Raw genomic sequence first — 22,993 nt, forward strand, 5'->3', positions numbered from 1 at the left:
TCGGTCTCTCGTTTATCAAAGTTTGGTCAAGGACAGGCCGGCCCAGGTGGCGAGCAGCCCGCCGAATACACTGATGGCCGCATAGCCTATCGCCAGCGGCACTTGCCCACTTTCCAGCAGGCGCACGGTATCCAGTGAAAAGGATGAAAAGGTGGTGAGGCCGCCAAGGAAGCCCACCATCAACCCGGCGCGCACCTCAACAGGCACCTCCGGGCGTAACAGAAACAGGCCGTACAACACGCCGATCAACAGGCAGCCCACGATATTAACGGCCAGCGTCGCGGTATAGAAGTGTTTCGGCCAATTGGCGTTAATCCAATTACCGGTGGCAAAGCGCAATAAGGTACCGGCCACACCGCCAACAGAGACTGCGACCACCAAGGGAATCATGGTTTTCTCCGTTGTTTGGGGCTCAGGCGATCAAGTTGCGCCAGGTGGTTGAGCTTTTCCCCGATCTTCAACTCCAGGCCACGGGGCACCGGCTGGTAGAACGGTTGCGGGGCAAGCTCGTCGGGAAAGTAGTCTTCACCGGCGGCATAGGCATCCGGTTCATCGTGGGCGTAGCGGTACTCATCGCCATAACCCAATTGTTTCATCAGCTTGGTCGGTGCATTACGAAGGTGCAAAGGGACTTCCAGCGAGCCGTGCTCGGCCGCGGCGCGCAATGCCGATTTGAAGCCCATATACACCGCATTGCTTTTCGGCGCGCAGGCCAGGTAGGTGATGGCTTGCGCCACCGCCAACTCACCTTCCGGGCTGCCCAGGCGCTCCTGGACTTCCCAGGCCGCCAGGCACAGGCTCAGGGCCCGCGGGTCGGCGTTGCCGATGTCCTCGCTGGCCATGCGCACCACGCGCCGGGCCAGGTACAGCGGGTCGCAGCCGCCGTCGATCATGCGGGCGAACCAGTACAGCGCGCCGTCCGGGTTAGAGCCGCGCACGGATTTGTGCAACGCGGAAATCTGATCGTAAAAGGCTTCGCCGCCCTTGTCGAAACGCCGCCGGGTATCGCCCAACAGGCTTTGCAGCAGGTCGACGCCAATCTCACTATTGTCTTCGGCAAGGTCGGAGGCGTTTTCCAGCAGGTTGAGAAACCGCCGGCCATCGCCGTCTGCCGCCGCCAACAGGATCTTGAAACCCTCGTCACCCAGACTCAGGTGGCGCTTGCCCAGCCCCTTGTCCTCGCTCAGCGCCCGCTGCAACAGCTTCTGCATCGCCGCTTCATCGAGACTTTTGAGCACATACACCCGCGCTCGCGAGAGCAAAGCGTTGTTCAACTCAAACGAGGGGTTTTCCGTGGTCGCACCGATAAAAATCAGCGTGCCGTCTTCCACGTAAGGCAGGAACGCATCTTGCTGCGACTTGTTGAAGCGATGCACTTCGTCGACAAACAGGATAGTGCGCCGGCCGTATTGCCCGGCCTGTTGCTTGGCGACTTCCACCGCCTGGCGGATTTCCTTGACCCCGGCCAATACCGCCGAGACCGTTTCAAAGTGTGCATCGGAGACCTTCGCCAGCAGCCGCGCCAGGGTGGTCTTGCCCACGCCCGGCGGCCCCCAGAAGATCATCGAGTGCAGGGCACCCTGCTCCAGAGCTTCGCGCAGCGGCTTGCCACGAGCCAGCAAGTGCTCCTGCCCGACATACTCATCCAGGTTGGTCGAGCGCAGGCGCGCGGCCAATGGCTGGGCAATCGGGTCACTGCGAAACAGGTCCATGGGCGGCTTTTTACTCCTGGATCACATCGGCACCCTTGGGGATGTCGAACTTGAACGTCTTGGCCGGGACCGACTCATTGGCCTTGACCCCGGTGAACAGGATATTGGTGCGCTGGCCGACACTGTCGATCAGTTGCATATCGTTGATCACCCCATTGCGGAACGACAGGCGCAGGCTGTCGAACAGCGTGTCCTTGGACTTGGGCTTGAGGGTGAAGTCGATCACGTTGCTTTGTTGCTTGGAGGTAATCTCGAAGCTCTCGCTGATCTGCGACACATCACCCGACAGCAGCAAGGCCGGGGTCTGGCTCAGGCGTGGGTCGAGGGTCTTGATGGTCGCCTGCTCCAGGTCCGGGTCCCACAGCGTGACTTTCTTGCCATCGGAGACAATGGTCTGCTCATTGGGCGCGTCGGTTTTCCAGAAGAACAAGCCAGGACGCTGCACGGCCATTTCACCGGCCGTTTCCTGCAACTGCGTACCGCCACCGTCCAGGGTCAACTGGGAGAAGCGCGCGGTCAGGGTCTTGGATTTGTCCAGCAAGTTGGTCAGGCTCGCGACGGATGCCTGGTCGGCGTGGGCCGAAAACGCGGTCAGGGCCAATGCCGGCAACAACAGCATGCGGATAAGACGCATGGGAGTCCTCATAGAATGATGTGAAAGGCGCGCCGCGTGCTGCCACGCGGCGCGAGGTCAGTCGCGCATCGGCCCTGGCGCGATGACTTCGCGCGAGCCGTTGGTGTTCATGGCCGTAACGACGCCGGCCATTTCCATGGACTCGATCATACGCGCGGCGCGGTTGTAGCCGATCTTCAGTTTACGTTGCACCGCCGAGATCGAGGCGCGACGGCTTTCCAGCACGAATGCCACCGCTTCGTCGTACAGCGCGTCAGTCTCGGCATCATCGTCGCCGCCACCGCTGCCACCGTCGAAACCGCTGCCGGCTTCTTCGACACCCGCCAGGATATCGTCGTTGTATTCCGGCGCACCCCGCAGTTTCCACGCCTCGACCACGCGGTGCACCTCGTCATCGGACACAAATGCACCGTGAACGCGGATCGGCAGGCTGGTGCCGGGCGGCATGTAGAGCATGTCACCATGGCCCAGCAGTTGCTCGGCACCGCCCTGGTCGATGATGGTCCGTGAGTCGATCTTGCTCGACACCTGGAACGCCATGCGGGTCGGGATGTTGGCCTTGATCAGGCCGGTGATCACATCCACCGACGGCCGCTGGGTCGCGAGGATCAAGTGGATCCCGGCCGCACGGGCCTTCTGCGCGATACGCGCGATCAGTTCTTCAACCTTCTTGCCGACGATCATCATCATGTCGGCAAATTCGTCGACCACCACCACGATGGTCGGCAACTTGGTCAGCAGCGGCGCTTCATCGTGAATGCTTTCGCGCTTGTACAGCGGGTCGGTCAGCGGCGTGCCGGCGTCCTGGGCTTCCTTGACCTTGGCGTTGAAGCCGGACAGGTTACGCACGCCCATCTTCGCCATCAGTTTGTAGCGCCGCTCCATCTCGGCCACGCTCCAGCGCAGGGCGTTGGCGGCGTCCTTCATGTCGGTCACCACCGGGCACAGCAGGTGCGGGATGCCTTCGTAGATCGACAGTTCGAGCATCTTCGGGTCGATCATGATCAGCTTGGCGTCTTCCGGGCCGGACTTGAACAGGATCGACAGGATCATCGCGTTCACACCCACCGACTTACCGGAACCGGTGGTACCGGCAACCAGCAGGTGGGGCATTTTCGCCAGGTCAGTGATCACCGGCTTGCCGCCGATGTCGTGCCCCAGGGCCAGGGTGACCGGCGACTTGAAGTTGTCGTATTCCGGGGTCGATAGCACTTCGGAGAAGCGCACGATCTGCCGGTCTTCGTTGGGAATCTCGATACCCACGGTGGTTTTGCCGGGGATCACTTCCACCACCCGCACGCTGGTAACCGCCAGGGAGCGCGCCAGGTCTTTGGCCAGGTTGGCGATACGGCTGACCTTGACCCCTGCGGCCGGCTGGATTTCGTAACGGGTAATCACCGGGCCGGGGTGGATCGAATCCACCGACACTTCGACGCCAAACTCCTTGAGTTTGATTTCCAGCAGATGGCCGACGGCCGCCAGGGATTCCGGGGAATAGTTGAGTTGCTTCTTTTCCGCCGGATCGAGGATCGAGATCGGCGGCAAAGTGCCCTCGACGGCGCTGTCGATAAACAGCGGCGCCTGCTTTTCCTTTTGCACGCGATGGCTTGGCTCGGGCGCCTTGACCGGCGCCGGGGCGATAACCGGCGGCACTTGCTTCTCGCGGTCGGACATGTGCTTGGTCAGGGCCTGCTCGCGCTCGATCAGGCGCTCCTTGACCTTGGCCTGCTCACGGCGATCCGGCGTACTCGGGGCCACCACTTCGTTGACCCGGGTGTCGACTTCACGCAATTGCGCGACCATGCGCTTGCGGTCCACACGGGCGGCCCACCAGCGGTTGGCGGCACCCTGGAACAACTCGAACAGATCGAGGGTGATCTTGCCGGTCACGTCCATGACCTTGAACCACGACAAGTCGGTAAATACCGTCAGACCAAACAGGAACAGGGCAATGAACGTCAGCGTGCTGCCCTGGATATTCAGGGTCCTGCGGGCCAGGTCACCCAGGCTTTCGCCCAAGGCACCGCCCGCGCCAGCCGGCAGGCCGGTCGGTGCATGGAAGTGAATATGCGCCAGGGCCGCGCCCGACAGCACCAGGAACACCAGGCCGATCAGGCGCCAGGAGAACAGCCAGCCGCTCCACTGCCACGGCTCATGGCGCTGGCGGAAGATCTGCCAGGTCTTGATCGCCAGCAACAACGGGAAGATATAGGCGAAATAGCCCAGGATCATGAACAGGATATCGGCGCTGTAGGAGCCCACAGGCCCGCCGAAGTTCTGCACATCGTCGATCTTGCTGTTATGGCTCCAGCCCGGATCGTCCTTGCCATAGGTCAGCAAGGCCATCATCAGGAACAGGCATAAAGCACCGATGGCAATCAGCGCGCCTTCCTTGAGCCGATAGTGCAGGTGCTGGCGCCAGGCCGGTACTACTGCTGTTTTGGGTGCTGCGGCGGATTTCTTCAAAACGGGTCTTTTCCTGCGCCTTAAGCGCGTCCAACAGTTGAATGACTATAAAAATACTGCCCAATCCGGACAGATGAAAAGTGAATGAGCGTCGTCAAGCGTCCTTTAACACTCCGAGATTGAATCATGCGCCGACGTTAACGCCAGCCCACAAGGACATAGTGCCGCCATTGTACGGGTTTGTGTGCCCGTTGCCACGCTGCCGGCTTCGCTCATGGAGCATCATCCGGCGCATTGCCGATGCATTTCAATTTGAGCATGCATTGTCTTTACTGACAAAGGCTTATGAGCTGTTTTTATCAGACTGGACAAGCTTTACCCAGCATTCCCGCTCAACGGATGGCGACATGACGCGATTACGACCGCATCACCGCTATAGAGTTGCAGAAACACCCGCTCATGCATCAGGGTACGGATTACATGATCGGGCTGGCCGAGTGGCGCCGGCTCCACAATAATCACTGCTTAACGCGGCGGGCCCCGGCCTGTCACCGCCCTCCCCTTCTGTAAGCCTGAATACCATGCTCACCTGGTTGCAACGCAACACCTTGACGTTTCCACCGCTGGCCAAAGCCATGCGTGAACCCAACGGCCTGCTGGCTGCCGGTGGCGACCTGTCCGCCGACCGCCTGGTTCAGGCCTATCGCCACGGCTGTTTCCCCTGGTTCTCCGAAGGCCAGCCCATCCTGTGGTGGTCGCCAGACCCACGCACGGTGCTGTTCCCCGCCGAACTGCACGTGTCCCGCAGCCTCGCCAAGCTGCTGCGCCAGCAACGCTACGAGGTCACCTTCGACCAGGACTTCGCCGCTGTCATACAGGCCTGTGCTGCGCCACGCAGCTATGCAGACGGCACCTGGATCACCGAAGCCATGCAGAACGCCTATCTGCAACTGCACCAACGGGGCTACGCCCATTCCGTTGAAGTCTGGGACCAGGGCGAACTGGTCGGCGGCCTGTATGGCCTGGCCATGGGCCAGTTGTTTTTTGGCGAGTCGATGTTCAGTCGCGCAGACAATGCCTCGAAATATGGCTTTGCCACGCTCGTCAGGCAATTGCAGGCCTGGGGTTTTGTGCTGATCGACTGCCAGATGCCCACCGATCACCTGCACAGCCTCGGCGCCCGCGCCATTCCCCGCAGCGACTTTGCCGGTTACCTGCGCGACCATCTTGATCAAGCCAGCAGTGGGCCGTGGGTTTCTTAGGCGACATGCGCGCACCTGGCTTACACTTATTTCAAAGCTTATCCGAGGGTTGATCATGACCGAGTTGGCGCGCTTGAAGTTTTATGCCACTCAACCCCACTCTTGCAGCTACCTGCCCGAAGAACAGGCCACTACGCTGTTCCTCGACCCCAGCCAGCCGATGGACGTGCATGTGTATGCCGACCTGTCAGAGATGGGCTTTCGGCGCAGTGGCGACCACCTGTACCGGCCGCACTGCCAAAACTGCAACGCCTGTGTGCCGGCGCGTATCCCCGTGGCGCAATTTTTAGCCGATCGCAATCAAAAACGCATCCTCAAGCGCAATGCCGACCTGATCGTGACCCCCGCCAAGCCCGGCTTCAGCGAAGAGTACTTCGACCTGTACCAGCGCTATATCGAACAACGCCACGCCGACGGTGACATGTTCCCACCCAGTCGTGATCAGTTTTCCACGTTCCTGGTGCGCGACCTGCCGTTCTCGCGTTTTTACGAATTCCGCCTTGAGGGAAAGCTGCTGGCGGTCGCGGTCACCGACCTGCTGCCCAATGGCTTATCGGCGGTCTACACCTTTTACGAACCCGCCGAAGAGCGCCGCAGCCTCGGGCGCTTTGCGATTTTGTGGCAAATCAGTGAAGCCTCCCGGCAAAACCTGGACGCGGTGTACCTCGGATACTGGATAAAAAACTGCAAAAAGATGAATTACAAGACCCAATATCGGCCCATTGAGCTGCTAATTAATCAAAGATGGGTCACGCTTAACTAGAACCCCTTGGCTTAAACACCCTTTTTCGGGCACAATGCACGCCGCTTTTGCCTGGCGCAGTTGCACCGGGCCATTCACTGGATACCGAGGGCTTTACTGCATGTCGAAAGAAGACAGCTTCGAAATGGAAGGCACTGTCGTCGACACCCTGCCCAACACCATGTTTCGTGTGGAGTTGGAAAATGGGCACGTCGTAACCGCGCATATCTCCGGCAAGATGCGCAAGAACTACATTCGTATTCTTACCGGTGACAAAGTGCGCGTCGAGCTGACGCCCTATGACTTGAGCAAAGGGCGCATCACTTACCGCGCTCGCTAAACAAGTCAATACAAGACGCCCGGTTATGCCGGGCGTTTTTGTGCGCGCTATAAAATTAATGCGGGAACGGGCTTGCTCGCGATAGCTGTGTGTCAGGCAATACATCTGGCACCGATACACCGCTATCGCGGGCAAGCCCGCTCCCACATTTTGATTGCAGCGCTTGAGAAATAGCAAAAAGGCGCCGAAGCGCCTTTTTGTTGTGTTGCGATCAGGCCATTTCAGCAGTGGTCTCGAAGTCGAAGGTCAGCTCGCCATCCTTCAAGTCGATATGCACCACGCCACCATGGTCGGAGAGCTCGCCGAACAGGATCTCTTCGGCCAATGGCCGCTTGATCTTGTCCTGGATCAGACGCGCCATTGGGCGGGCGCCCATTGCCGCGTCGTAGCCGCCCTCGGCGATCCAACTGCGTGCCGCCTCCGTCACCTCCAACTGCACGCGCTTGTCTTCCAGCTGCGCCTGAAGCTCGGTAAGGAACTTGTCCACCACGCTCTTGATCACCTCATGGCTGAGGCGACCAAACTGGATAATGGTGTCCAGGCGGTTGCGGAATTCCGGCGTGAAGCTCTTCTTGATCACTTCCATGGCGTCGGAAGAGTGATCCTGATGAGTAAAGCCAATGGAAGCCCGCGCGGCCGTCTCGGCACCGGCGTTGGTGGTCATGATCACGATCACGTTGCGGAAGTCCGCCTTGCGCCCGTTGTTGTCGGTCAGGGTCCCGTGGTCCATGACCTGCAGCAGCAGGTTGAAGACTTCCGGGTGGGCCTTTTCGATTTCATCGAGCAGCAGTACGCAGTGCGGCTGCTTGGTAATCGCCTCGGTCAACAGACCGCCCTGATCGAAGCCGACATAGCCCGGAGGTGCACCGATCAGGCGCGACACGGTGTGCCGCTCCATGTATTCGGACATGTCGAACCGCACCAGCTCAATGCCCATGGCCTTGGCCAACTGCCGCGCCGCTTCGGTCTTGCCGACGCCGGTAGGCCCGGCAAACAGGAACGAACCCACCGGTTTGTCCGGCGACTTGAGGCCAGCCCGGGACAGCTTGATCGCCGTCGACAGCGAGTCAATCGCCGCATCCTGGCCAAACACTGTCAACTTGAGGTCGCGCTCCAGGTTACGCAGCAGCTCTTTGTCGGAGCTGGTGACGTGTTTTGGCGGAATTCGCGCGATTTTCGCCACGATATCCTCGACCTGCGGCACTTCGATGCGCTTCACGCGCTTCTCTACCGGCTGCAGGCGCTGGTAGGCCCCGGCTTCGTCGATCACGTCGATGGCCTTGTCGGGCATATGCCGGTCATTGATGTAGCGCGAGGCCAGCTCGGCGGCCGCACGCAGCGCCTCATCACTGTACTCGATGCCGTGGTGCGCTTCGAAACGCCCTTTCAGGCCCCGCAGGATGCCAATAGTGTCTTCGACCGAAGGCTCGGACACGTCGACTTTCTGGAAGCGACGCGCCAGTGCACGGTCTTTTTCGAAGATCCCGCGAAACTCCTGGAACGTGGTCGAGCCGATGCAACGGATATCACCCGAAGACAGCAGCGGCTTGAGCAGGTTGGACGCATCCATCACCCCACCGGAAGCCGCACCGGCGCCAATAATGGTGTGGATTTCATCAATGAACAGGATCGCCTGCGGACGCTTTTTCAGCTCGCCAAGCAACGCCTTGAAACGCTTTTCAAAGTCGCCACGGTACTTGGTCCCGGCGAGCAGCGCGCCCAGGTCCAGGGAGTAGACAACGCTGTTGGCCAGCAGGTCAGGCACCTGATTATCAACAATGCGCTTGGCCAGGCCTTCGGCAATCGCGGTCTTGCCCACGCCCGCCTCGCCCACCAGCAAAGGGTTGTTCTTGCGACGACGCGCGAGGATCTGCGCAACACGCTCAACTTCCATCTCACGCCCCACCAGCGGATCAATCCGCCCCTGGCGCGCCAGTTCGTTGAGATTGCTGGCGTAGGCATCCAGCGGGTTGCTTGAAGAAGAAGACTCACCGCCCTCGTCGTCCTGCATATCCTGCTCACCCTCGGAATGATCGCCATGCCCTGGCACTTTCGAGATGCCGTGGGCGATGTAGTTGACGACATCAATGCGCGCCACGCTCTGCTGCTTGAGCAGGAACACGGCCTGGCTTTCCTGTTCGCTGAAGATGGCAACCAAGACATTGGCGCCCGTCACTTCGCGTTTGCCGGAGCTCTGCACATGGAAGACAGCACGCTGCAACACCCGCTGGAAGCCCAGGGTTGGCTGGGTCTCACGGTCCTCGTCATGCACGGGGATCAGTGGCGTGGTGGAGTCGATGAACTCCTGCAGGTCATGCTTGAGTTTGTCGAGGTTGGCGCCGCACGCACGCAGAACGGTGGCGGCAGCTTCGTTATCCAAAAGTGCCAGCAGCAGGTGTTCGACGGTCATGAATTCATGACGCTTCGAACGGGCCTCCTTGAAGGCAAGATTGAGGGTGACTTCGAGCTCGCGGTTTAACATAGCTTCACCTCATACCCAAGTGGTCGGAGTTAACCGTCCTTCTCGATTTCACAGAGTAGCGGATGCTGGCTTTCCCTGGCGTACTGGTTGACCTGCATGGCCTTGGTCTCGGCGATGTCGCGGGTAAACACTCCACATACTGCCCGTCCTTCTGTGTGAACGGCCAGCATTACCTTGGTCGCCAACTCGCGGTTCAGATTAAAAAACACCTCGAGTACTTCGACGACGAAATCCATCGGCGTGTAGTCATCATTGAACAAAACCACCTTGTACATCGGCGGCGCCTGTAAAGCAGGCTTGGCCTCTTGAACAGCGATGCCTGCAGAACCGTCATCGTCTTCTAGATGATCCGGGCGATCCTGATTGAATGTTAGTCGAATCTGGCTGAATGCATGCATGAAAGAAAGGTTCGTCTGTTGTGCATTTACAGTGATGGGGGCGACCTGTCAGAAATTCAACTCCGACCGACTGGTCACCTTGACTATCGGCAAAACGGTGTTACAACCAATAGAACCCACAGTGGGTAAAAAAGGTCCGCGCAGTCAACCTTATTTATTCGGGTTAGGACGGATAAACTGGATGATACTCCAGTGATGGAGTCTGGTGCAGAGGGATATGGGTATGTCTGGCGTCAAGATCAGTGGCAAGGTCAAATGGTTCAACAATGCCAAGGGCTACGGCTTCATTAACGAAGACGGCAAAGAGGATGATCTTTTTGCGCATTACTCGGCGATCACGATGGACGGATACAAGACCCTTAAAGCAGGTCAATTAGTGTCCTTTGAAATCGTCCAGGGACCCAAGGGCCTGCATGCTGTCGCCATCTGCGCAGCCGAGCCTGGAAAAACCAACGAAGACAGGCACGACAAGGCAGATAAATCCGCTCATTCGAAAAAGAAACAAACGGCCTGATCCGCCACCGAGCAGATACCACGCATAAAAAAACGGCCATCCCGAGCAATCAGGATGGCCGTTTTTCATAGCCTTCGACTTACATATGCGAAATCAACGCATCGCCGAAGCCCGACGACGACACCAGCTTGGCGCCGTCCATCAGGCGCTCGAAGTCATAGGTCACGGTCTTGGCCGAAATCGCCCCGTTGGTGCCCTTGATGATCAAGTCGGCCGCCTCGGTCCAGCCCATATGGCGCAGCATCATTTCCGCCGACAGAATCAGCGAACCCGGGTTGACCTGGTCCTTGCCCGCGTACTTAGGCGCAGTACCGTGGGTGGCTTCAAACATCGCCACGGTGTCGGACAGGTTGGCGCCCGGTGCAATACCGATACCGCCCACTTCTGCCGCCAGGGCATCGGAGAGGTAATCACCATTGAGGTTCAGGGTGGCGATCACGTCATATTCGGCCGGGCGCAGCAGGATCTGCTGGAGCATGGCGTCGGCAATCGCATCCTTGACCACCACATTGCGGCCGGTGCGCGGGTTCTTGAACTGCATCCACGGCCCGCCATCGAGCAGGGTCGCGCCGAACTCTTCGGCCGCCACTTCGTAGGCCCACTCCTTGAAGGCACCTTCGGTGAACTTCATGATGTTGCCTTTGTGCACGATGGTCAGCGACTCACGGTCGTTATCCACTACATATTGCAGGGCCTTGCGCGCCAGGCGCTTGGTGCCCTCTTTGGAAACCGGCTTGATGCCAATCCCGCAATCCTGGTCGAAACGGATCTTGGTGACACCCATTTCCTCTTTGAGGAACTTGATGACCTTGGTTGCTTCGGGCGAACCGGCCTTCCACTCGATACCGGCGTAAATATCTTCGGAGTTCTCACGGAAGATGGTCATGTCCACATCGCCGGGCTTCTTGACCGGGCTTGGCACACCTTCGAACCAACGCACCGGACGCAGGCAGACGTACAGGTCCAGCTGCTGGCGCAGGGCAACGTTCAGCGAGCGGATACCGCCACCGACCGGCGTGGTCAGCGGGCCCTTGATGGAAACCACGTAGTCCTTGACCGCGTCCAGGGTTTCCTGGGGCAGCCAGGTGTCCTGGTCGTAAACTTGAGTCGCCTTCTCGCCGGCATACACCTCCATCCAGGAGATTTTGCGCTTGCCGCCGTAAGCCTTGTTAACAGCTGCATCGACCACCTTGATCATCACCGGGCTGATGTCGACGCCAATACCGTCACCTTCGATGAAGGGAATGATCGGGTTGTCAGGAACATTGAGAGAATGGTCTGCGTTGACGGTGATTTTGTCGCCGACTGCCGGAACCTGAATCTTCTTGTATCCCATGCTGAACTCCGTTTGTGGATTGAACATCTGGCTGTGCCCGAGCCTACTCCAGTTGAATGTGGACTGGAACCTTGCGCCCGGTACATTTGCTGCGAAAACGATAGATTTAGTCGCCTACAACCTTGAAACAAAAGGGAAAAACGCCAAACTTGAGCACTGCGTGCGACTTTAGGCGCAATCCGGTCCATGCGACCTTTAGACCAATGGACGATCCACCTTTTGTATGAAGGCTCGGCGTAAGCATAGCGACCTATGTATAATGCCGCCGCTGACCAAAGAGTCACGACGGCCGACCGCTCTATATCGAGCACCTGCGCCTGAAAAAGCCGGGCTGCCACCGTAGCCCACCCGCTTGACGCTCGACTGATGCAACCCAACATCACCGCGAAGAAACATCGACATTCGGCTCATGGATGACTTTGAACGAACGCGCTTTACCCGGCGCATCTCGAGTTTCCGCGCACGCTTTTAGCAAAGAAGAGAGTTAATCCGAATATGCCCACCCGCTCGAAGATCATCTATACCTTCACCGACGAAGCCCCAGCCCTCGCCACCTATTCACTGCTGCCTATCGTAGAGGCCTTCACCGCTTCCGCTGATATTGAAGTGGAAACCCGCGATATCTCCCTCGCAGGGCGCATCCTCGCAAGCTTCCCCGAGCAACTGGGCACCAAGGCCGTTGCGGACCACCTCGCCGAACTGGGCGCCCTGGCCGTGACCCCCGAAGCCAATATCATCAAGCTGCCTAACATCAGCGCCTCGACCCCGCAGCTGCAAGCCGCGATCAAGGAACTGCAGGCCCAGGGCTACGCCCTGCCGGACTACCCGGAAACCGTAACCACCGACGCGGAAAAAGAAACCCGTGCACGTTACGACAAGGTCAAGGGCAGCGCCGTAAACCCGGTCCTGCGCGAAGGCAACTCCGACCGCCGCGCCCCACTATCGGTCAAGAACTATGCGCGCAAGCACCCGCACAAAATGGGTGCCTGGGCTGCTGACTCCAAGTCCCACGTCGCTCACATGAGCAACGGCGACTTCTACGGCAGCGAAAAAGCCGTACAGATCGAAGCCGCCGATGCGGTCAAGATCGAACTGATCGGCAAGGATGGCAGCACCACCGTCCTGAAAGAAAAGACCACCGCACTGGCCGGCGAGATCCTCGACAGCGCCGTGCTGAGCAAGAACGCCCTGCGCAGCTTCATCGCCGCCGAAATCGAAGACGCCAAGAAACAAGGCGTACTGCTGTCGGTTCACCTGAAAGCCACCATGATGAAGGTCTCCGACCCGATCATGTTCGGCCAGATCGTTGCCGAGTTCTATAAAGACGCCCTGGCCAAGCACGCTACCGTGCTGGAACAGATCGGCTTCAACCTGAACAACGGCATCGGCGACCTGTACGCTCGCATCAAGGCCCTGCCGGCCGACCAGCAAGCGCAGATCGAAGCCGACATCCAGGCGGTCTACGCCGCTCGCCCTTCCCTGGCGATGGTCAACTCCGACAAAGGCATCACCAACCTGCACGTGCCGAGCGACGTGATCGTCGACGCCTCGATGCCAGCCATGATCCGTGACTCCGGCAAAATGTGGGGCACCGACGGCCAGCTGCACGACACCAAGGCCGTGATCCCGGATCGCTGCTACGCCACCATCTACCAGGCGGTCATCGAAGACTGCAAGGCTAATGGCGCCTTCGACCCAACCACCATGGGCAGCGTGCCAAACGTTGGCCTGATGGCGAAGAAAGCCGAAGAGTACGGTTCCCACGACAAGACTTTCCAGATCAAGGCTGACGGCGTAGTCCGCGTCACCGACAGCAAGGGCAAGCTGCTGATGGAACAGTCGGTTGAAGCCGGCGATATCTTCCGCATGTGCCAGACCAAAGACGCGCCGATCCAGGACTGGGTCAAACTGGCCGTCAACCGCGCCCGCGCCAGCAACACGCCAGCAATTTTCTGGCTGGACCCGCTGCGCGCCCACGACGGCGTCGTGGTCGAGAAAGTTCAGGCCTACCTGAAAGACCACAACACCGAAGGCCTGGACATCCGCATCATGTCGCCGGTCGACGCGATGAAGTTCACCCTGGAACGCACCCGCAAGGGCCTGGACACCATCTCGGTGACCGGCAACGTACTGCGCGACTACCTGACTGACCTGTTCCCGATCATGGAACTGGGCACCAGCGCCAAGATGCTGTCGATCGTGCCGCTGATGAACGGTGGCGGCCTGTTCGAAACCGGCGCTGGCGGTTCGGCTCCAAAACACGTGCAGCAACTGCTGGAAGAAAACTTCCTGCGTTGGGACTCCCTGGGCGAGTTCCTGGCCCTGGCAGCCTCCCTTGAGCATTTGGGTGTGAACTACAACAACCCGAAAGCCCTGGTACTGTCCAAGACCCTGGACCAGGCCACCGGCCAGTTCCTCGACAACAACAAGTCGCCATCGCGCAAAGTCGGCAACATCGACAACCGCGGCAGCCACTTCTACCTGGCGCTGTACTGGGCACAAGCCCTGGCCGCCCAGACTGAAGATACCGCGCTGCAGGCGCAGTTCGCTCAACTGGCAAAAACCCTGGCCGAGAACGAGGCAACCATCGTTGCCGAACTCAACGCCGTGCAGGGCAAGCCAGTGGACATCGGCGGCTACTACGCGCCGAATCCTGAGCTGACCAGCAAGGCTATGCGTCCGAGCGCTACCCTCAATGCGGCGATTGCTGCATTGAAGTAATGCTGTAGGGCGACATCACAAACCCCGGCCATGTGCCGGGGTTTGTCTTTGTGTCCAACACCGCTTTAATGAAAAAACCCGAGCAAATGTGGGAGCTGGCTTGCCTGCGATAGCAGTCTGCCAGTCGGTACAGATGTAGCCGAGCCACCGCCATCGCAGGCAAGCCAGCTCCCACACTGATTAGGCCCAACCCCACCGAATTCGAGGCCGCTATGACCTGGCAACCCCACATCACCGTCGCCACCATCGTCGAAGACAATGGCCGCTTCCTCATGGTCGAAGAGCTCAAGGGCGGCCGCACCGTGCTCAACCAGCCTGCCGGCCATCTCGACCCGCACGAAACCCTGACCGAAGCCGCCGTGCGCGAAACCCTCGAGGAAACCGGCTGGGACGTCGCAGCCACCGGCATCGTCGGCATCTATCTGTACACCGCTCCCAGCAATGGCGTGACCTACCAGCGCGTGTGCTTTGTCGCCAAGGCCTTGCAACACCACCCGGACTATCAACTGGACGAAGGCATCGTGCGCGCCCGCTGGCTGACCCGTGACGAGTTGATGGCCTTGCGCGATGACTGGCGCAGCGAGCTGATCATGCGTTGTATTGACGATTATCTGGCCGGCCACTGCCACAGTCTCGAATTGATCCGTCCTTCTCTTTAGCCTTGCGGGCTCGGGCCTGCTAGAATCGCGTCCTTTTTAAAGACACCCGTTGAAATCCTATGCGTGATCCAGCCCCTTCTGACACACAAAAGAAGCGCGTCATCGTCGGTATGTCCGGCGGCGTGGATTCTTCCGTTTCCGCCGTTCTGCTCATGGAGCAGGGTTATGAGGTGGAAGGCCTGTTCATGAAGAACTGGGAAGAAGACGATGGAACGGAATACTGCACCGCCATGGACGACCTGGCGGACGCCCAGGCCGTGTGCGACAAGATTGGCATCAAGCTGCACACCGCCAACTTCGCCGCCGAGTACTGGGACAATGTGTTCGAGCACTTCCTGGCCGAATACAAGGCCGGTCGCACGCCGAACCCGGACATCTTGTGCAACCGCGAAATCAAGTTCAAGGCGTTCCTCGACTACGCCATGATCCTCGGCGCCGACCTGATCGCCACTGGCCACTATGTGCGCCGTCGCGATGTTGATGGCCGCACCGAATTGCTCAAGGGCCTGGACCCGAACAAGGACCAGAGCTACTTCCTGCACGCCGTCGGCGGTGAACAGATCGCCAAGACCCTGTTCCCGGTGGGCGAACTGGAAAAGCCCGAAGTACGCAAGATTGCCGAGAAACACGGCCTGGCCACCGCCAAGAAGAAGGATTCCACCGGGATCTGCTTTATCGGCGAACGCCGCTTCAGTGACTTCCTCAAGCAGTACCTGCCGGCGCAACCGGGCGAGATCAAGACCACCGAAGGCGAAGTCATCGGCCGTCACCACGGCCTGATGTACCACACCATCGGCCAGCGCCAGGGCCTGGGTATTGGCGGCTTGAAGGACGCCGGTGAAGAGCCGTGGTACGTGCTGGTGAAGGATCTGCAACATAACGTGCTGATCGTCGGCCAGGGCAACGAGCATCCCCTGCTGTTCTCCGGCGCGCTGCTGGCCTCGGAGATCTATTGGGTCAACCCGATCGACCTGAGCGCTCCGCGCCGCCTGACCGCCAAGGTGCGCTATCGCCAGAGCGACCAGCCCTGCACCCTGGAAAAAACCACCAATGGCTACCGTGCCACCTTCGATGACCCGCAACGTGCGGTCACGCCCGGCCAGTCCGTAGTGTTCTACGACGGTGAGATCTGCCTGGGGGGCGGCGTGATTGAAGTCGCCGAACCCTGGAGCACCCCGGCATGAGCCCGACCCAGGAGCAATTGACGGCATTGGGCGGCGTGTTTCTCGCCGCAGTGCTGGTGGACAAGATCGCCAAGACCGGCCAGGTCACCGAGGCCGGCCTGACCTGCATGCTCGGCAGCCTACTGGTGGTCGACCCGAAGGACACCCTGGATGTGTACGGCGGCGACGACCTGAGCCTGCGTGAAGGTTATCGCGCGCTGATCGGCGCCCTCGAGCGCGACCCCAGCACCCTGCAACGCGAGCCGCTGCGCTATGCCTTGTCGATGCTCGGCCTTGAGCGGCAACTGGCCAAGCGCGACGACCTGCTGGAAACCATCGGCAAGCGCCTGCCGCAGATCCAGTCCCAGGTCGAGCACTTCGGCCCGGCCCACGAGAACGTGATCGCCGCCTGTGGCGCTTTGTACCAGGACACCTTGAGCACCTTGCGCCAGCGGATCCAGGTCCACGGCGACATGCGCAACCTGCAACAGCCCAACAACGCCTCGAAAATCCGCGCCCTGCTGCTGGCCGGTATCCGTTCGGCGCGGTTGTGGCGACAGTTGGGCGGTCATCGTTGGCAGTTGGTCATCAGCCGTCGCAAATTGCTCAAAGAGCTTTACCCGTTGATGCGCAACGAATAAGTCGCAGCCACGGGCTATTTTCAAGCCGTTACGCGTAATACGCCGGTCAGTTGGCAACGGACCGGCGGATTTTTTCATGTATGATACGCGCCCCATTTCGTTGCCCGACTGTCCGAGAACACCCCATGCAGCTCTCTTCGCTCACTGCGGTTTCCCCTGTTGACGGCCGCTACGCCGGCAAAACCCAGGCCCTGCGCCCTATTTTCAGCGAATACGGCCTGATCCGTGCTCGTGTACTGGTTGAAGTGCGCTGGCTCCAGCGCCTGGCCGCTCACCCCGCCATCAGCGAAGTGCCGGCGTTTTCTGCGCAAGCCAACGCGGTACTCAACACCCTGGCGGAAAACTTCTCCCTGGAGCACGCCGAGCGTGTGAAAGAGATCGAGCGCACCACCAACCACGACGTCAAAGCCATCGAGTACCTGCTCAAAGAACAAGCGGCCAAGCTGCCGGAACTGGCCCAGGTCAGCGAGTTCATCCACTTTGCCTGCACCAGCGAGGACATCAACAACCTGTCCCACGCCCTGATGCTGCGCGAAGGCCGTGATGACGTGATGCTGCCACTGATGCGCCAGACCGCCAACGCCATCCGCGAACTGGCCATCCGCTTCGCCGACGTGCCGATGCTGTCGCGCACCCACGGCCAGCCAGCCTCGCCGACCACCCTGGGTAAAGAACTGGCCAACGTGGTGTACCGCCTGGAGCGCCAGATCGCGCAAGTGGCTGCCGTGCCATTGCTGGGCAAGATCAACGGCGCCGTAGGCAACTACAACGCCCACCTGTCGGCCTACCCTGAGATCGACTGGGAAGCCAACGCCCGCGCCTTCATCGAAGACGAGCTGGGCCTGGGCTTCAACCCGTACACCACGCAGATCGAACCCCACGACTACATCGCCGAGCTGTTCGACGCCATTGCGCGCTTCAACACCATCCTGATCGACTTCGATCGCGATATCTGGGGCTACATCTCCCTGGGCTACTTCAAGCAGCGCACCATCGCAGGCGAAATCGGCTCGTCGACCATGCCGCACAAGGTCAACCCGATCGACTTCGAAAACTCCGAAGGCAACCTGGGCATCGCCAACGCCTTGTTCCAGCACCTCGCCAGCAAGTTGCCGATCTCCCGCTGGCAGCGCGACCTGACCGACTCCACCGTATTGCGCAACCTCGGCGTGGGCTTTGCCCATAGCGTGATCGCGTACGAAGCCAGCCTCAAAGGCATCAGCAAGCTGGAGCTCAACGCGCAGAAAATCGCCGCTGACCTGGACGCCTGCTGGGAAGTCCTGGCCGAGCCGATCCAGACCGTGATGCGCCGCTACAACATCGAAAACCCGTACGAGAAGCTGAAAGAGTTGACACGCGGCAAGGGCATCAGCCCTGAAGCACTGCAAACTTTCATCGACGGCCTGGACATGCCAGCTGCGGCCAAGGCCGAGCTGAAACTGCTGACCCCGGCCAACTACATCGGCAACGCTGTAGACCAAGCCAAACGCATCTGATTGCGGCTTGACCCCTTAAGACGCCCGGCAGCGCCGGGCGTTTTTATTCCCGTCTGAAAAGTGCTTTTTTTCAATAGGTTACACATGAATCCTGATATTCCTCTTCAACTTCTGGGCGGCATCACGGCACGGGAATTCCTGCGCGACTACTGGCAGAAAAAACCACTGCTGATCCGCCAGGCCATCCCTGATTTCGAAAGCCCGATCGACGCCGACGAACTGGCCGGCCTGGCGCTGGAAGAAGAAGTCGAGTCGCGCCTGGTGATCGAGCACGGCGAGCGCCCGTGGGAGCTGCGTCGCGGCCCATTTGCCGAAGATGCCTTCAGCACCCTGCCCGAGCGCGAGTGGACCCTGCTGGTGCAGGCGGTCGACCAGTTCGTACCGGAAGTGGCCGAGCTGCTGGAGCAGTTCCGCTTCCTGCCAAGCTGGCGCATCGACGACGTGATGATCAGCTTTGCCGCCCCTGGTGGCAGCGTAGGCCCGCACTTCGATAACTACGATGTGTTCCTGCTGCAGGCCCAAGGCAAGCGCAACTGGAAGATCGGCCAGATGTGCAACTCGGAGAGCCCGCTGCTGCAACACGCCGACCTGCGCATCCTCGCCGAATTCGAAGAGAGCGCCGAATGGGTGCTGGAGCCTGGCGACATGCTCTACCTGCCGCCGCGCCTGGCGCACTTCGGCATCGCCGAAGATGACTGCATGACCTACTCGGTCGGCTTCCGCGCACCGAGCGCCGCCGAAGTGCTGACCCACTTCACCGACTTCCTCAGCCAGTACCTGACGGATGAAGAGCGCTACACCGACGCCGATGTCCAGCCCGTCAGTGACCCGCACCAGATCCAGAGCGACGCCCTCGACCGCCTGAAAAGCCTGCTGGCCGAGCACATGAGCGACGAGCGCATGCTGCTGACCTGGTTCGGCCAATTCATGACCGAGCCGCGCTACCCGGAACTGGTCGCCGGCCCCGAAGAGCTGGCGCAGGATGAAGTGATCAGCAGCCTGGAAGACGGTGCAGTCCTGATCCGCAACCCGAGCGCGCGCCTGGCCTGGTCGGAAGTGGACGACGATGTATTGCTGTTCGCCAGCGGCCAGAGCCGTTACCTGCCGGGCAAACTGCGCGAACTGCTGAAGTTGATCTGCGCGGCCGACGCCCTGCACGTCGACAACCTGGGCCCGTGGCTGGTTGATGAAGATGGCCGCGACCTGCTGTGCGAACTGGTCAAGCAAGGAAGCCTGGGGTTTGCCGATGAATAAAATTCACGTAAGTGTCGCGGACTGGCAAAAGGATATCGCCGAGATTCGGCGCATTCGTGAAGCGGTATTTATCGCTGAACAATCGGTTCCACCTGAGCTGGAATGGGACGCAGACGACGCCGGGGCCATGCATTTCCTCGCGTTCGAAGGCGACTTCCCCATTGGCACGGCGCGCCTGCTGCCCAGCGGCGAGATCGGTCGCGTGTCAGTCCTCAAGGACTGGCGCGGGCTGAAGGTCGGCGACAAACTGATGGAAGCGGTGATTGGCGAGGCCGAGAAACGCGGCCAGAGCCGGCAGTTCCTCAGTGCACAGGTGTATGCCGCGCCGTTCTATGAGCGGTTGGGGTTCAAGATCGTCAGCGGGGAATTCCTGGAAGTCGGGATTCCCCATGTTGATATGGAGCGCGAGGGCTGACTTTAGACCCAGTCGCTCCCTTCGCGAGCAAGCCCGCTCCCACACTTGATCGAGCTCGACCCCTGAAATGCGGTCAAAAGTGGGAGCGGGCTTGCTCGCGAAGGCGTCATTAGCAGCCCCCCAAAAAGGCCCTGCCATCCACCGATGCCAGGGCCTTTTGCCGTCTACGATTCAACTTGCGCCCCGCCGGGCCGATAAACTGGCACCATCAAGCCCAAATGACTTGCAGAGATAACGGACATGTCCCTACGCACCCTAGTCGCCAGCCTGCTCATGGCCGTCAGCTTTTCGGCAATGGCAGCCACCGAAGTCGTACCCTTGAACAACCGCGCCAGCGCCGACCTGTTACCCGTGGCGCAGAATTTCATTGGCAAGGACGGCACTGTCAGCGCCTACGGCAATCAGTTGATCGTCAATGCCGAGCCCGACAAGATCCAGGCCCTGCGCGCCCTGCTCGCACAACTGGATACACCCTCCAAACGCTTGCTGATCACCGTCGACACCAACGAAAACAATCAGCAGGCCAACCGCCAGGTCATCACCTACAGCACCGAAAGCCGTGACGGCGGGATCCAGCAGATCCAGGCCAGCGAAGGCGTGCCCGCACTGATCCAGGTCGGCCAGAGCGTGCCACTGACCACCACCCAGCCCGACGCCTATGGCCGCCCGCAAAACCAGACCCAGTACCGCAACGTCACCCAGGGCTTCTATGTCACCGCCAGCGTCACCGGCGAGACCGTGCACCTGAGCATCAGCACCAATCGTGACCGCATGAGCCAGGAGCGTCCCGATGTAGTGAACGTGCAAAGTACCGACACAACCGTCAGCGGGCGCCTGGGTGAGTGGATCACGCTGGCCGGCATCAATCGCCAGACCCAGGCCGACAAACAGGGCGCGACCCGCACCTACTCGACCCAGGGCCGGGATGACCTGACAGTGCGGGTCAAAGTCGACACCTTGAACTGAAGCACCAAAAACTGACTGATTAGTCGTATTAGACCAAAGATGTAGTGCCATAAAAAAAGCACTACAAAACATTTGACGATCCAAAAAAGCATGGGCATGATGGCCTCGCTCCCGCTAATCAGGGGCCCTGGCAAGGGCCTTCGGATCGTCGCTCCAAGTTACCCACCTGAGCCGATTCGTGTCTGTACCGCCCACAAGGCGTGTTTGACGAGGTTGCGACTGGAACGAAGTTGTCCCGAGGGACGGAAGCTAACCAGGTAACCCGGCAACACACTGTTGGATCGTACAAAGGCCCACGACGCCCGAAGACTGTTCTCGGTTCGCCTCTACCTGCTCACTTTCTCCCTTGAGCCTATCGTTCATCCCGTCGCCTTCCCCGCCAAGCCCAACTTGACCGCCTAAGCTTCTGGTCAGCGAGCAGCCATAACCACGTACTGAATGCGTGGCTGGCAAAACGGAATTTTCAACCCAGTAGTTTTTCCACAAAAGACGCGACGAGGTTTTTCCCCATGGCACTGACACGCGAACAGCAAATTGCAGCCCTTGAAAAAGACTGGGCTGAAAACCCACGCTGGAAAGGCGTGACTCGCGCTTACTCCGCTGCTGACGTCGTCCGCCTGCGCGGCTCGGTTCAACCTGAGCACACCTTTGCAAAACTGGGCGCCGAGAAGCTGTGGAAGCTGGTTACCCAGGGCGCCAAGCCGTCCTTCCGCCCCGAGAAAGATTTCGTCAACTGCATGGGCGCCCTGACCGGCGGCCAGGCTGTGCAACAAGTCAAGGCCGGTATCCAGGCGATCTACCTGTCCGGCTGGCAAGTGGCTGCGGACAACAACTCCGCCGAGTCCATGTACCCTGACCAATCGCTGTACCCGGTGGACTCCGTGCCGACCGTGGTCAAGCGCATCAACAACTCGTTCCGCCGCGCCGACCAGATCCAGTGGAAAGCCGGTAAAGGTCCGGGCGACGAAGGCTACATCGACTACTTCGCGCCAATCGTGGCTGACGCCGAAGCCGGTTTCGGTGGTGTACTGAACGCCTACGAGCTGATGAAAAGCATGATCGAAGCAGGCGCCGCCGGCGTGCACTTCGAAGACCAACTGGCTTCCGTGAAAAAATGCGGCCACATGGGCGGCAAGGTACTGGTTCCGACCCAGGAAGCCGTACAGAAGCTGACCGCTGCCCGTCTGGCAGCTGACGTTGCCGGCACGCCGACCATCATCCTGGCCCGTACCGACGCCAACGCTGCTGACCTGCTGACTTCGGACTGCGACCCGTACGACCAGCCGTTCGTGACTGGCGAGCGCACCCAGGAAGGCTTCTACAAGGTACGCGCCGGCCTGGATCAAGCAATTGCCCGCGGCCTGGCCTACGCACCGTACGCCGACCTGATCTGGTGCGAAACCGCCAAGCCAGACCTGGACGAAGCCCGTCGCTTCGCCGAGGCGATCAAGAAGGAATACCCGGACCAACTGCTGTCCTACAACTGCTCGCCTTCTTTCAACTGGAAGAAGAACCTGGACGACGCGACCATCGCCAAGTTCCAGCGCGAACTGTCCGCCATGGGCTACAAGCACCAGTTCATCACCCTGGCCGGCATTCACAACATGTGGCACAGCATGTTCAACCTGGCGCACGACTACGCCCGCAACGACATGACTGCCTACGTGAAGCTGCAAGAGCAGGAATTCGCTGACGCCGCCAAAGGCTACACCTTCGTGGCGCACCAGCAGGAAGTGGGCACCGGCTACTTCGACGACATGACCACCGTGATCCAGGGCGGCACCTCGTCCGTGACCGCGCTGACCGGCTCGACCGAAGAAGAACAGTTTCACTAAGTGACCTGAGTACACGG

General features: G+C 60.0%; 20 protein-coding genes. 13 read left to right on the top strand and 7 right to left on the bottom strand.

Translation table 11 applies throughout. The features are described 5' to 3' along the window. Nucleotides 1-15: 15 nt before the first annotated feature. From crcB to PSH80_RS15365, 4 genes are read right to left on the bottom strand one after another with little or no spacing between them, the layout of a single operon-like run. Nucleotides 16-390, bottom strand: a complete 375-nt coding sequence (gene crcB / locus PSH80_RS15350; protein ID WP_057441422.1) for a fluoride efflux transporter CrcB — start codon at nucleotides 388-390, stop codon at nucleotides 16-18. Then, nucleotides 387-1,712: a replication-associated recombination protein A gene (locus tag PSH80_RS15355; RefSeq protein ID WP_305417371.1), complete on the bottom strand. Its 1,326-nt coding sequence runs from the start codon at nucleotides 1,710-1,712 to the stop codon at nucleotides 387-389. The genes crcB and PSH80_RS15355 overlap by 4 nt, the downstream gene beginning before the upstream one ends. A 10-nt stretch (nucleotides 1,713-1,722) precedes the next feature. After that, nucleotides 1,723-2,346 (bottom strand): outer membrane lipoprotein chaperone LolA, encoded by a 624-nt coding sequence (gene lolA, locus PSH80_RS15360; RefSeq protein ID WP_057960009.1) that lies wholly within the window; start codon nucleotides 2,344-2,346, stop codon nucleotides 1,723-1,725. 57 nt (nucleotides 2,347-2,403) lie between these two features. Next, nucleotides 2,404-4,812, bottom strand: a complete 2,409-nt coding sequence (locus tag PSH80_RS15365) for a DNA translocase FtsK (protein WP_057441416.1) — start codon at nucleotides 4,810-4,812, stop codon at nucleotides 2,404-2,406. A gap of 521 nt (nucleotides 4,813-5,333) precedes the next feature. Here PSH80_RS15365 and aat point away from each other — a divergent pair. The 3 genes from aat to infA all read left to right on the top strand — a co-directional run bounded on the left by aat (nucleotide 5,334) and on the right by infA (nucleotide 7,096). Continuing rightward, a complete protein-coding gene (gene aat, locus PSH80_RS15370) occupies nucleotides 5,334-6,014 on the top strand; it encodes a leucyl/phenylalanyl-tRNA--protein transferase (RefSeq protein WP_057441414.1) in 681 nt (226 codons plus the stop codon). Nucleotides 6,015-6,069: 55 nt separating this feature from the next. After that, the gene (locus PSH80_RS15375; RefSeq protein WP_120733463.1) at nucleotides 6,070-6,777 is read left to right on the top strand and encodes an arginyltransferase; all 708 of its coding nucleotides are present in this window, start codon (nucleotides 6,070-6,072) and stop codon (nucleotides 6,775-6,777) included. A 100-nt stretch (nucleotides 6,778-6,877) separates the two neighbouring features. Continuing rightward, nucleotides 6,878-7,096, top strand: a complete 219-nt coding sequence (gene infA / locus PSH80_RS15380; protein ID WP_002553999.1) for a translation initiation factor IF-1 — start codon at nucleotides 6,878-6,880, stop codon at nucleotides 7,094-7,096. A 211-nt stretch (nucleotides 7,097-7,307) separates the two neighbouring features. On the opposite strand, the gene clpA is transcribed toward infA, so the two are convergent. Together clpA and clpS are read right to left on the bottom strand one after the other, a co-directional pair. Beyond that, complete coding sequence (clpA, locus tag PSH80_RS15385; RefSeq protein ID WP_057445275.1) at nucleotides 7,308-9,578, bottom strand: ATP-dependent Clp protease ATP-binding subunit ClpA; 2,271 nt, start codon at nucleotides 9,576-9,578, stop codon at nucleotides 7,308-7,310. Between the two features lie 29 nt (nucleotides 9,579-9,607). Beyond that, nucleotides 9,608-9,976 (bottom strand): ATP-dependent Clp protease adapter ClpS, encoded by a 369-nt coding sequence (gene clpS, locus PSH80_RS15390; RefSeq protein ID WP_029293391.1) that lies wholly within the window; start codon nucleotides 9,974-9,976, stop codon nucleotides 9,608-9,610. Nucleotides 9,977-10,199: 223 nt separating this feature from the next. Here clpS and cspD point away from each other — a divergent pair, with 223 nt between their 5' ends. Next, nucleotides 10,200-10,490 carry a cold shock domain-containing protein CspD gene (cspD, locus tag PSH80_RS15395; protein ID WP_120734442.1) on the top strand — a complete coding sequence of 97 codons (291 nt, stop codon included), beginning with the start codon at nucleotides 10,200-10,202 and terminating at the stop codon, nucleotides 10,488-10,490. A gap of 79 nt (nucleotides 10,491-10,569) precedes the next feature. Here the strand turns inward: cspD and icd are convergent, their stop codons facing one another. Continuing rightward, nucleotides 10,570-11,826, bottom strand: coding sequence for an NADP-dependent isocitrate dehydrogenase (gene icd / locus PSH80_RS15400; protein ID WP_057441442.1), 1,257 nt, complete (start codon nucleotides 11,824-11,826; stop codon nucleotides 10,570-10,572). Between the two features lie 495 nt (nucleotides 11,827-12,321). On the opposite strand from icd, the gene PSH80_RS15405 reads away from it, so the two are divergent. From PSH80_RS15405 to aceA, 9 genes are all read left to right on the top strand, one after another. Beyond that, nucleotides 12,322-14,547, top strand: coding sequence for an NADP-dependent isocitrate dehydrogenase (locus PSH80_RS15405; RefSeq protein ID WP_115128477.1), 2,226 nt, complete (start codon nucleotides 12,322-12,324; stop codon nucleotides 14,545-14,547). A gap of 212 nt (nucleotides 14,548-14,759) precedes the next feature. Beyond that, nucleotides 14,760-15,206, top strand: a complete 447-nt coding sequence (locus PSH80_RS15410) for an NUDIX hydrolase (protein ID WP_128593586.1) — start codon at nucleotides 14,760-14,762, stop codon at nucleotides 15,204-15,206. Nucleotides 15,207-15,265: 59 nt separating this feature from the next. Further along, nucleotides 15,266-16,390, top strand: a complete 1,125-nt coding sequence (gene mnmA / locus PSH80_RS15415) for a tRNA 2-thiouridine(34) synthase MnmA (protein WP_169990596.1) — start codon at nucleotides 15,266-15,268, stop codon at nucleotides 16,388-16,390. After that, nucleotides 16,387-17,010: a high frequency lysogenization protein HflD gene (gene hflD / locus PSH80_RS15420; RefSeq protein WP_005789104.1), complete on the top strand. Its 624-nt coding sequence runs from the start codon at nucleotides 16,387-16,389 to the stop codon at nucleotides 17,008-17,010. The genes mnmA and hflD overlap by 4 nt, the downstream gene beginning before the upstream one ends. 125 nt (nucleotides 17,011-17,135) lie before the next feature. Then, nucleotides 17,136-18,506 carry an adenylosuccinate lyase gene (gene purB, locus PSH80_RS15425; RefSeq protein WP_038441746.1) on the top strand — a complete coding sequence of 457 codons (1,371 nt, stop codon included), beginning with the start codon at nucleotides 17,136-17,138 and terminating at the stop codon, nucleotides 18,504-18,506. A gap of 84 nt (nucleotides 18,507-18,590) precedes the next feature. Next, nucleotides 18,591-19,760, top strand: coding sequence for a cupin domain-containing protein (locus tag PSH80_RS15430; RefSeq protein WP_115128480.1), 1,170 nt, complete (start codon nucleotides 18,591-18,593; stop codon nucleotides 19,758-19,760). Then, nucleotides 19,753-20,175, top strand: a complete 423-nt coding sequence (locus PSH80_RS15435) for a GNAT family N-acetyltransferase (RefSeq protein WP_057441403.1) — start codon at nucleotides 19,753-19,755, stop codon at nucleotides 20,173-20,175. The genes PSH80_RS15430 and PSH80_RS15435 overlap by 8 nt, the downstream gene beginning before the upstream one ends. Before the next feature lie 240 nt (nucleotides 20,176-20,415). After that, nucleotides 20,416-21,141 carry a secretin N-terminal domain-containing protein gene (locus PSH80_RS15440; RefSeq protein ID WP_057960015.1) on the top strand — a complete coding sequence of 242 codons (726 nt, stop codon included), beginning with the start codon at nucleotides 20,416-20,418 and terminating at the stop codon, nucleotides 21,139-21,141. A 509-nt stretch (nucleotides 21,142-21,650) separates the two neighbouring features. Next, nucleotides 21,651-22,976 carry an isocitrate lyase gene (aceA, locus tag PSH80_RS15445; protein ID WP_003219577.1) on the top strand — a complete coding sequence of 442 codons (1,326 nt, stop codon included), beginning with the start codon at nucleotides 21,651-21,653 and terminating at the stop codon, nucleotides 22,974-22,976. Nucleotides 22,977-22,993: the final 17 nt, after the last annotated feature.

The organism is Pseudomonas sp. FP818 (assembly GCF_030687335.1).
Taxonomy (GTDB): Bacteria; Pseudomonadota; Gammaproteobacteria; order Pseudomonadales; family Pseudomonadaceae; genus Aquipseudomonas; species Aquipseudomonas shahriarae.

Bases quoted from the DNA above. Each gene is read 5' to 3' on its own strand.
- crcB (WP_057441422.1), bottom strand. From the start codon at position 390: ATGATTCCCTTGGTGGTCGCAGTCTCTGTTGGCGGTGTGGCCGGTACC.
- PSH80_RS15355 (WP_305417371.1), bottom strand. From the start codon at position 1,712: ATGGACCTGTTTCGCAGTGACCCGATTGCCCAGCCATTGGCCGCGCGC.
- lolA (WP_057960009.1), bottom strand. From the start codon at position 2,346: ATGCGTCTTATCCGCATGCTGTTGTTGCCGGCATTGGCCCTGACCGCG.
- aat (WP_057441414.1), top strand. From the start codon at position 5,334: ATGCTCACCTGGTTGCAACGCAACACCTTGACGTTTCCACCGCTGGCC.
- PSH80_RS15375 (WP_120733463.1), top strand. From the start codon at position 6,070: ATGACCGAGTTGGCGCGCTTGAAGTTTTATGCCACTCAACCCCACTCT.
- infA (WP_002553999.1), top strand. From the start codon at position 6,878: ATGTCGAAAGAAGACAGCTTCGAAATGGAAGGCACTGTCGTCGACACC.
- clpA (WP_057445275.1), bottom strand. From the start codon at position 9,578: ATGTTAAACCGCGAGCTCGAAGTCACCCTCAATCTTGCCTTCAAGGAG.
- clpS (WP_029293391.1), bottom strand. From the start codon at position 9,976: ATGCATGCATTCAGCCAGATTCGACTAACATTCAATCAGGATCGCCCG.
- cspD (WP_120734442.1), top strand. From the start codon at position 10,200: ATGTCTGGCGTCAAGATCAGTGGCAAGGTCAAATGGTTCAACAATGCC.
- icd (WP_057441442.1), bottom strand. From the start codon at position 11,826: ATGGGATACAAGAAGATTCAGGTTCCGGCAGTCGGCGACAAAATCACC.
- PSH80_RS15405 (WP_115128477.1), top strand. From the start codon at position 12,322: ATGCCCACCCGCTCGAAGATCATCTATACCTTCACCGACGAAGCCCCA.
- PSH80_RS15410 (WP_128593586.1), top strand. From the start codon at position 14,760: ATGACCTGGCAACCCCACATCACCGTCGCCACCATCGTCGAAGACAAT.
- mnmA (WP_169990596.1), top strand. From the start codon at position 15,266: ATGCGTGATCCAGCCCCTTCTGACACACAAAAGAAGCGCGTCATCGTC.
- hflD (WP_005789104.1), top strand. From the start codon at position 16,387: ATGAGCCCGACCCAGGAGCAATTGACGGCATTGGGCGGCGTGTTTCTC.
- purB (WP_038441746.1), top strand. From the start codon at position 17,136: ATGCAGCTCTCTTCGCTCACTGCGGTTTCCCCTGTTGACGGCCGCTAC.
- PSH80_RS15430 (WP_115128480.1), top strand. From the start codon at position 18,591: ATGAATCCTGATATTCCTCTTCAACTTCTGGGCGGCATCACGGCACGG.
- PSH80_RS15435 (WP_057441403.1), top strand. From the start codon at position 19,753: ATGAATAAAATTCACGTAAGTGTCGCGGACTGGCAAAAGGATATCGCC.
- PSH80_RS15440 (WP_057960015.1), top strand. From the start codon at position 20,416: ATGTCCCTACGCACCCTAGTCGCCAGCCTGCTCATGGCCGTCAGCTTT.
- aceA (WP_003219577.1), top strand. From the start codon at position 21,651: ATGGCACTGACACGCGAACAGCAAATTGCAGCCCTTGAAAAAGACTGG.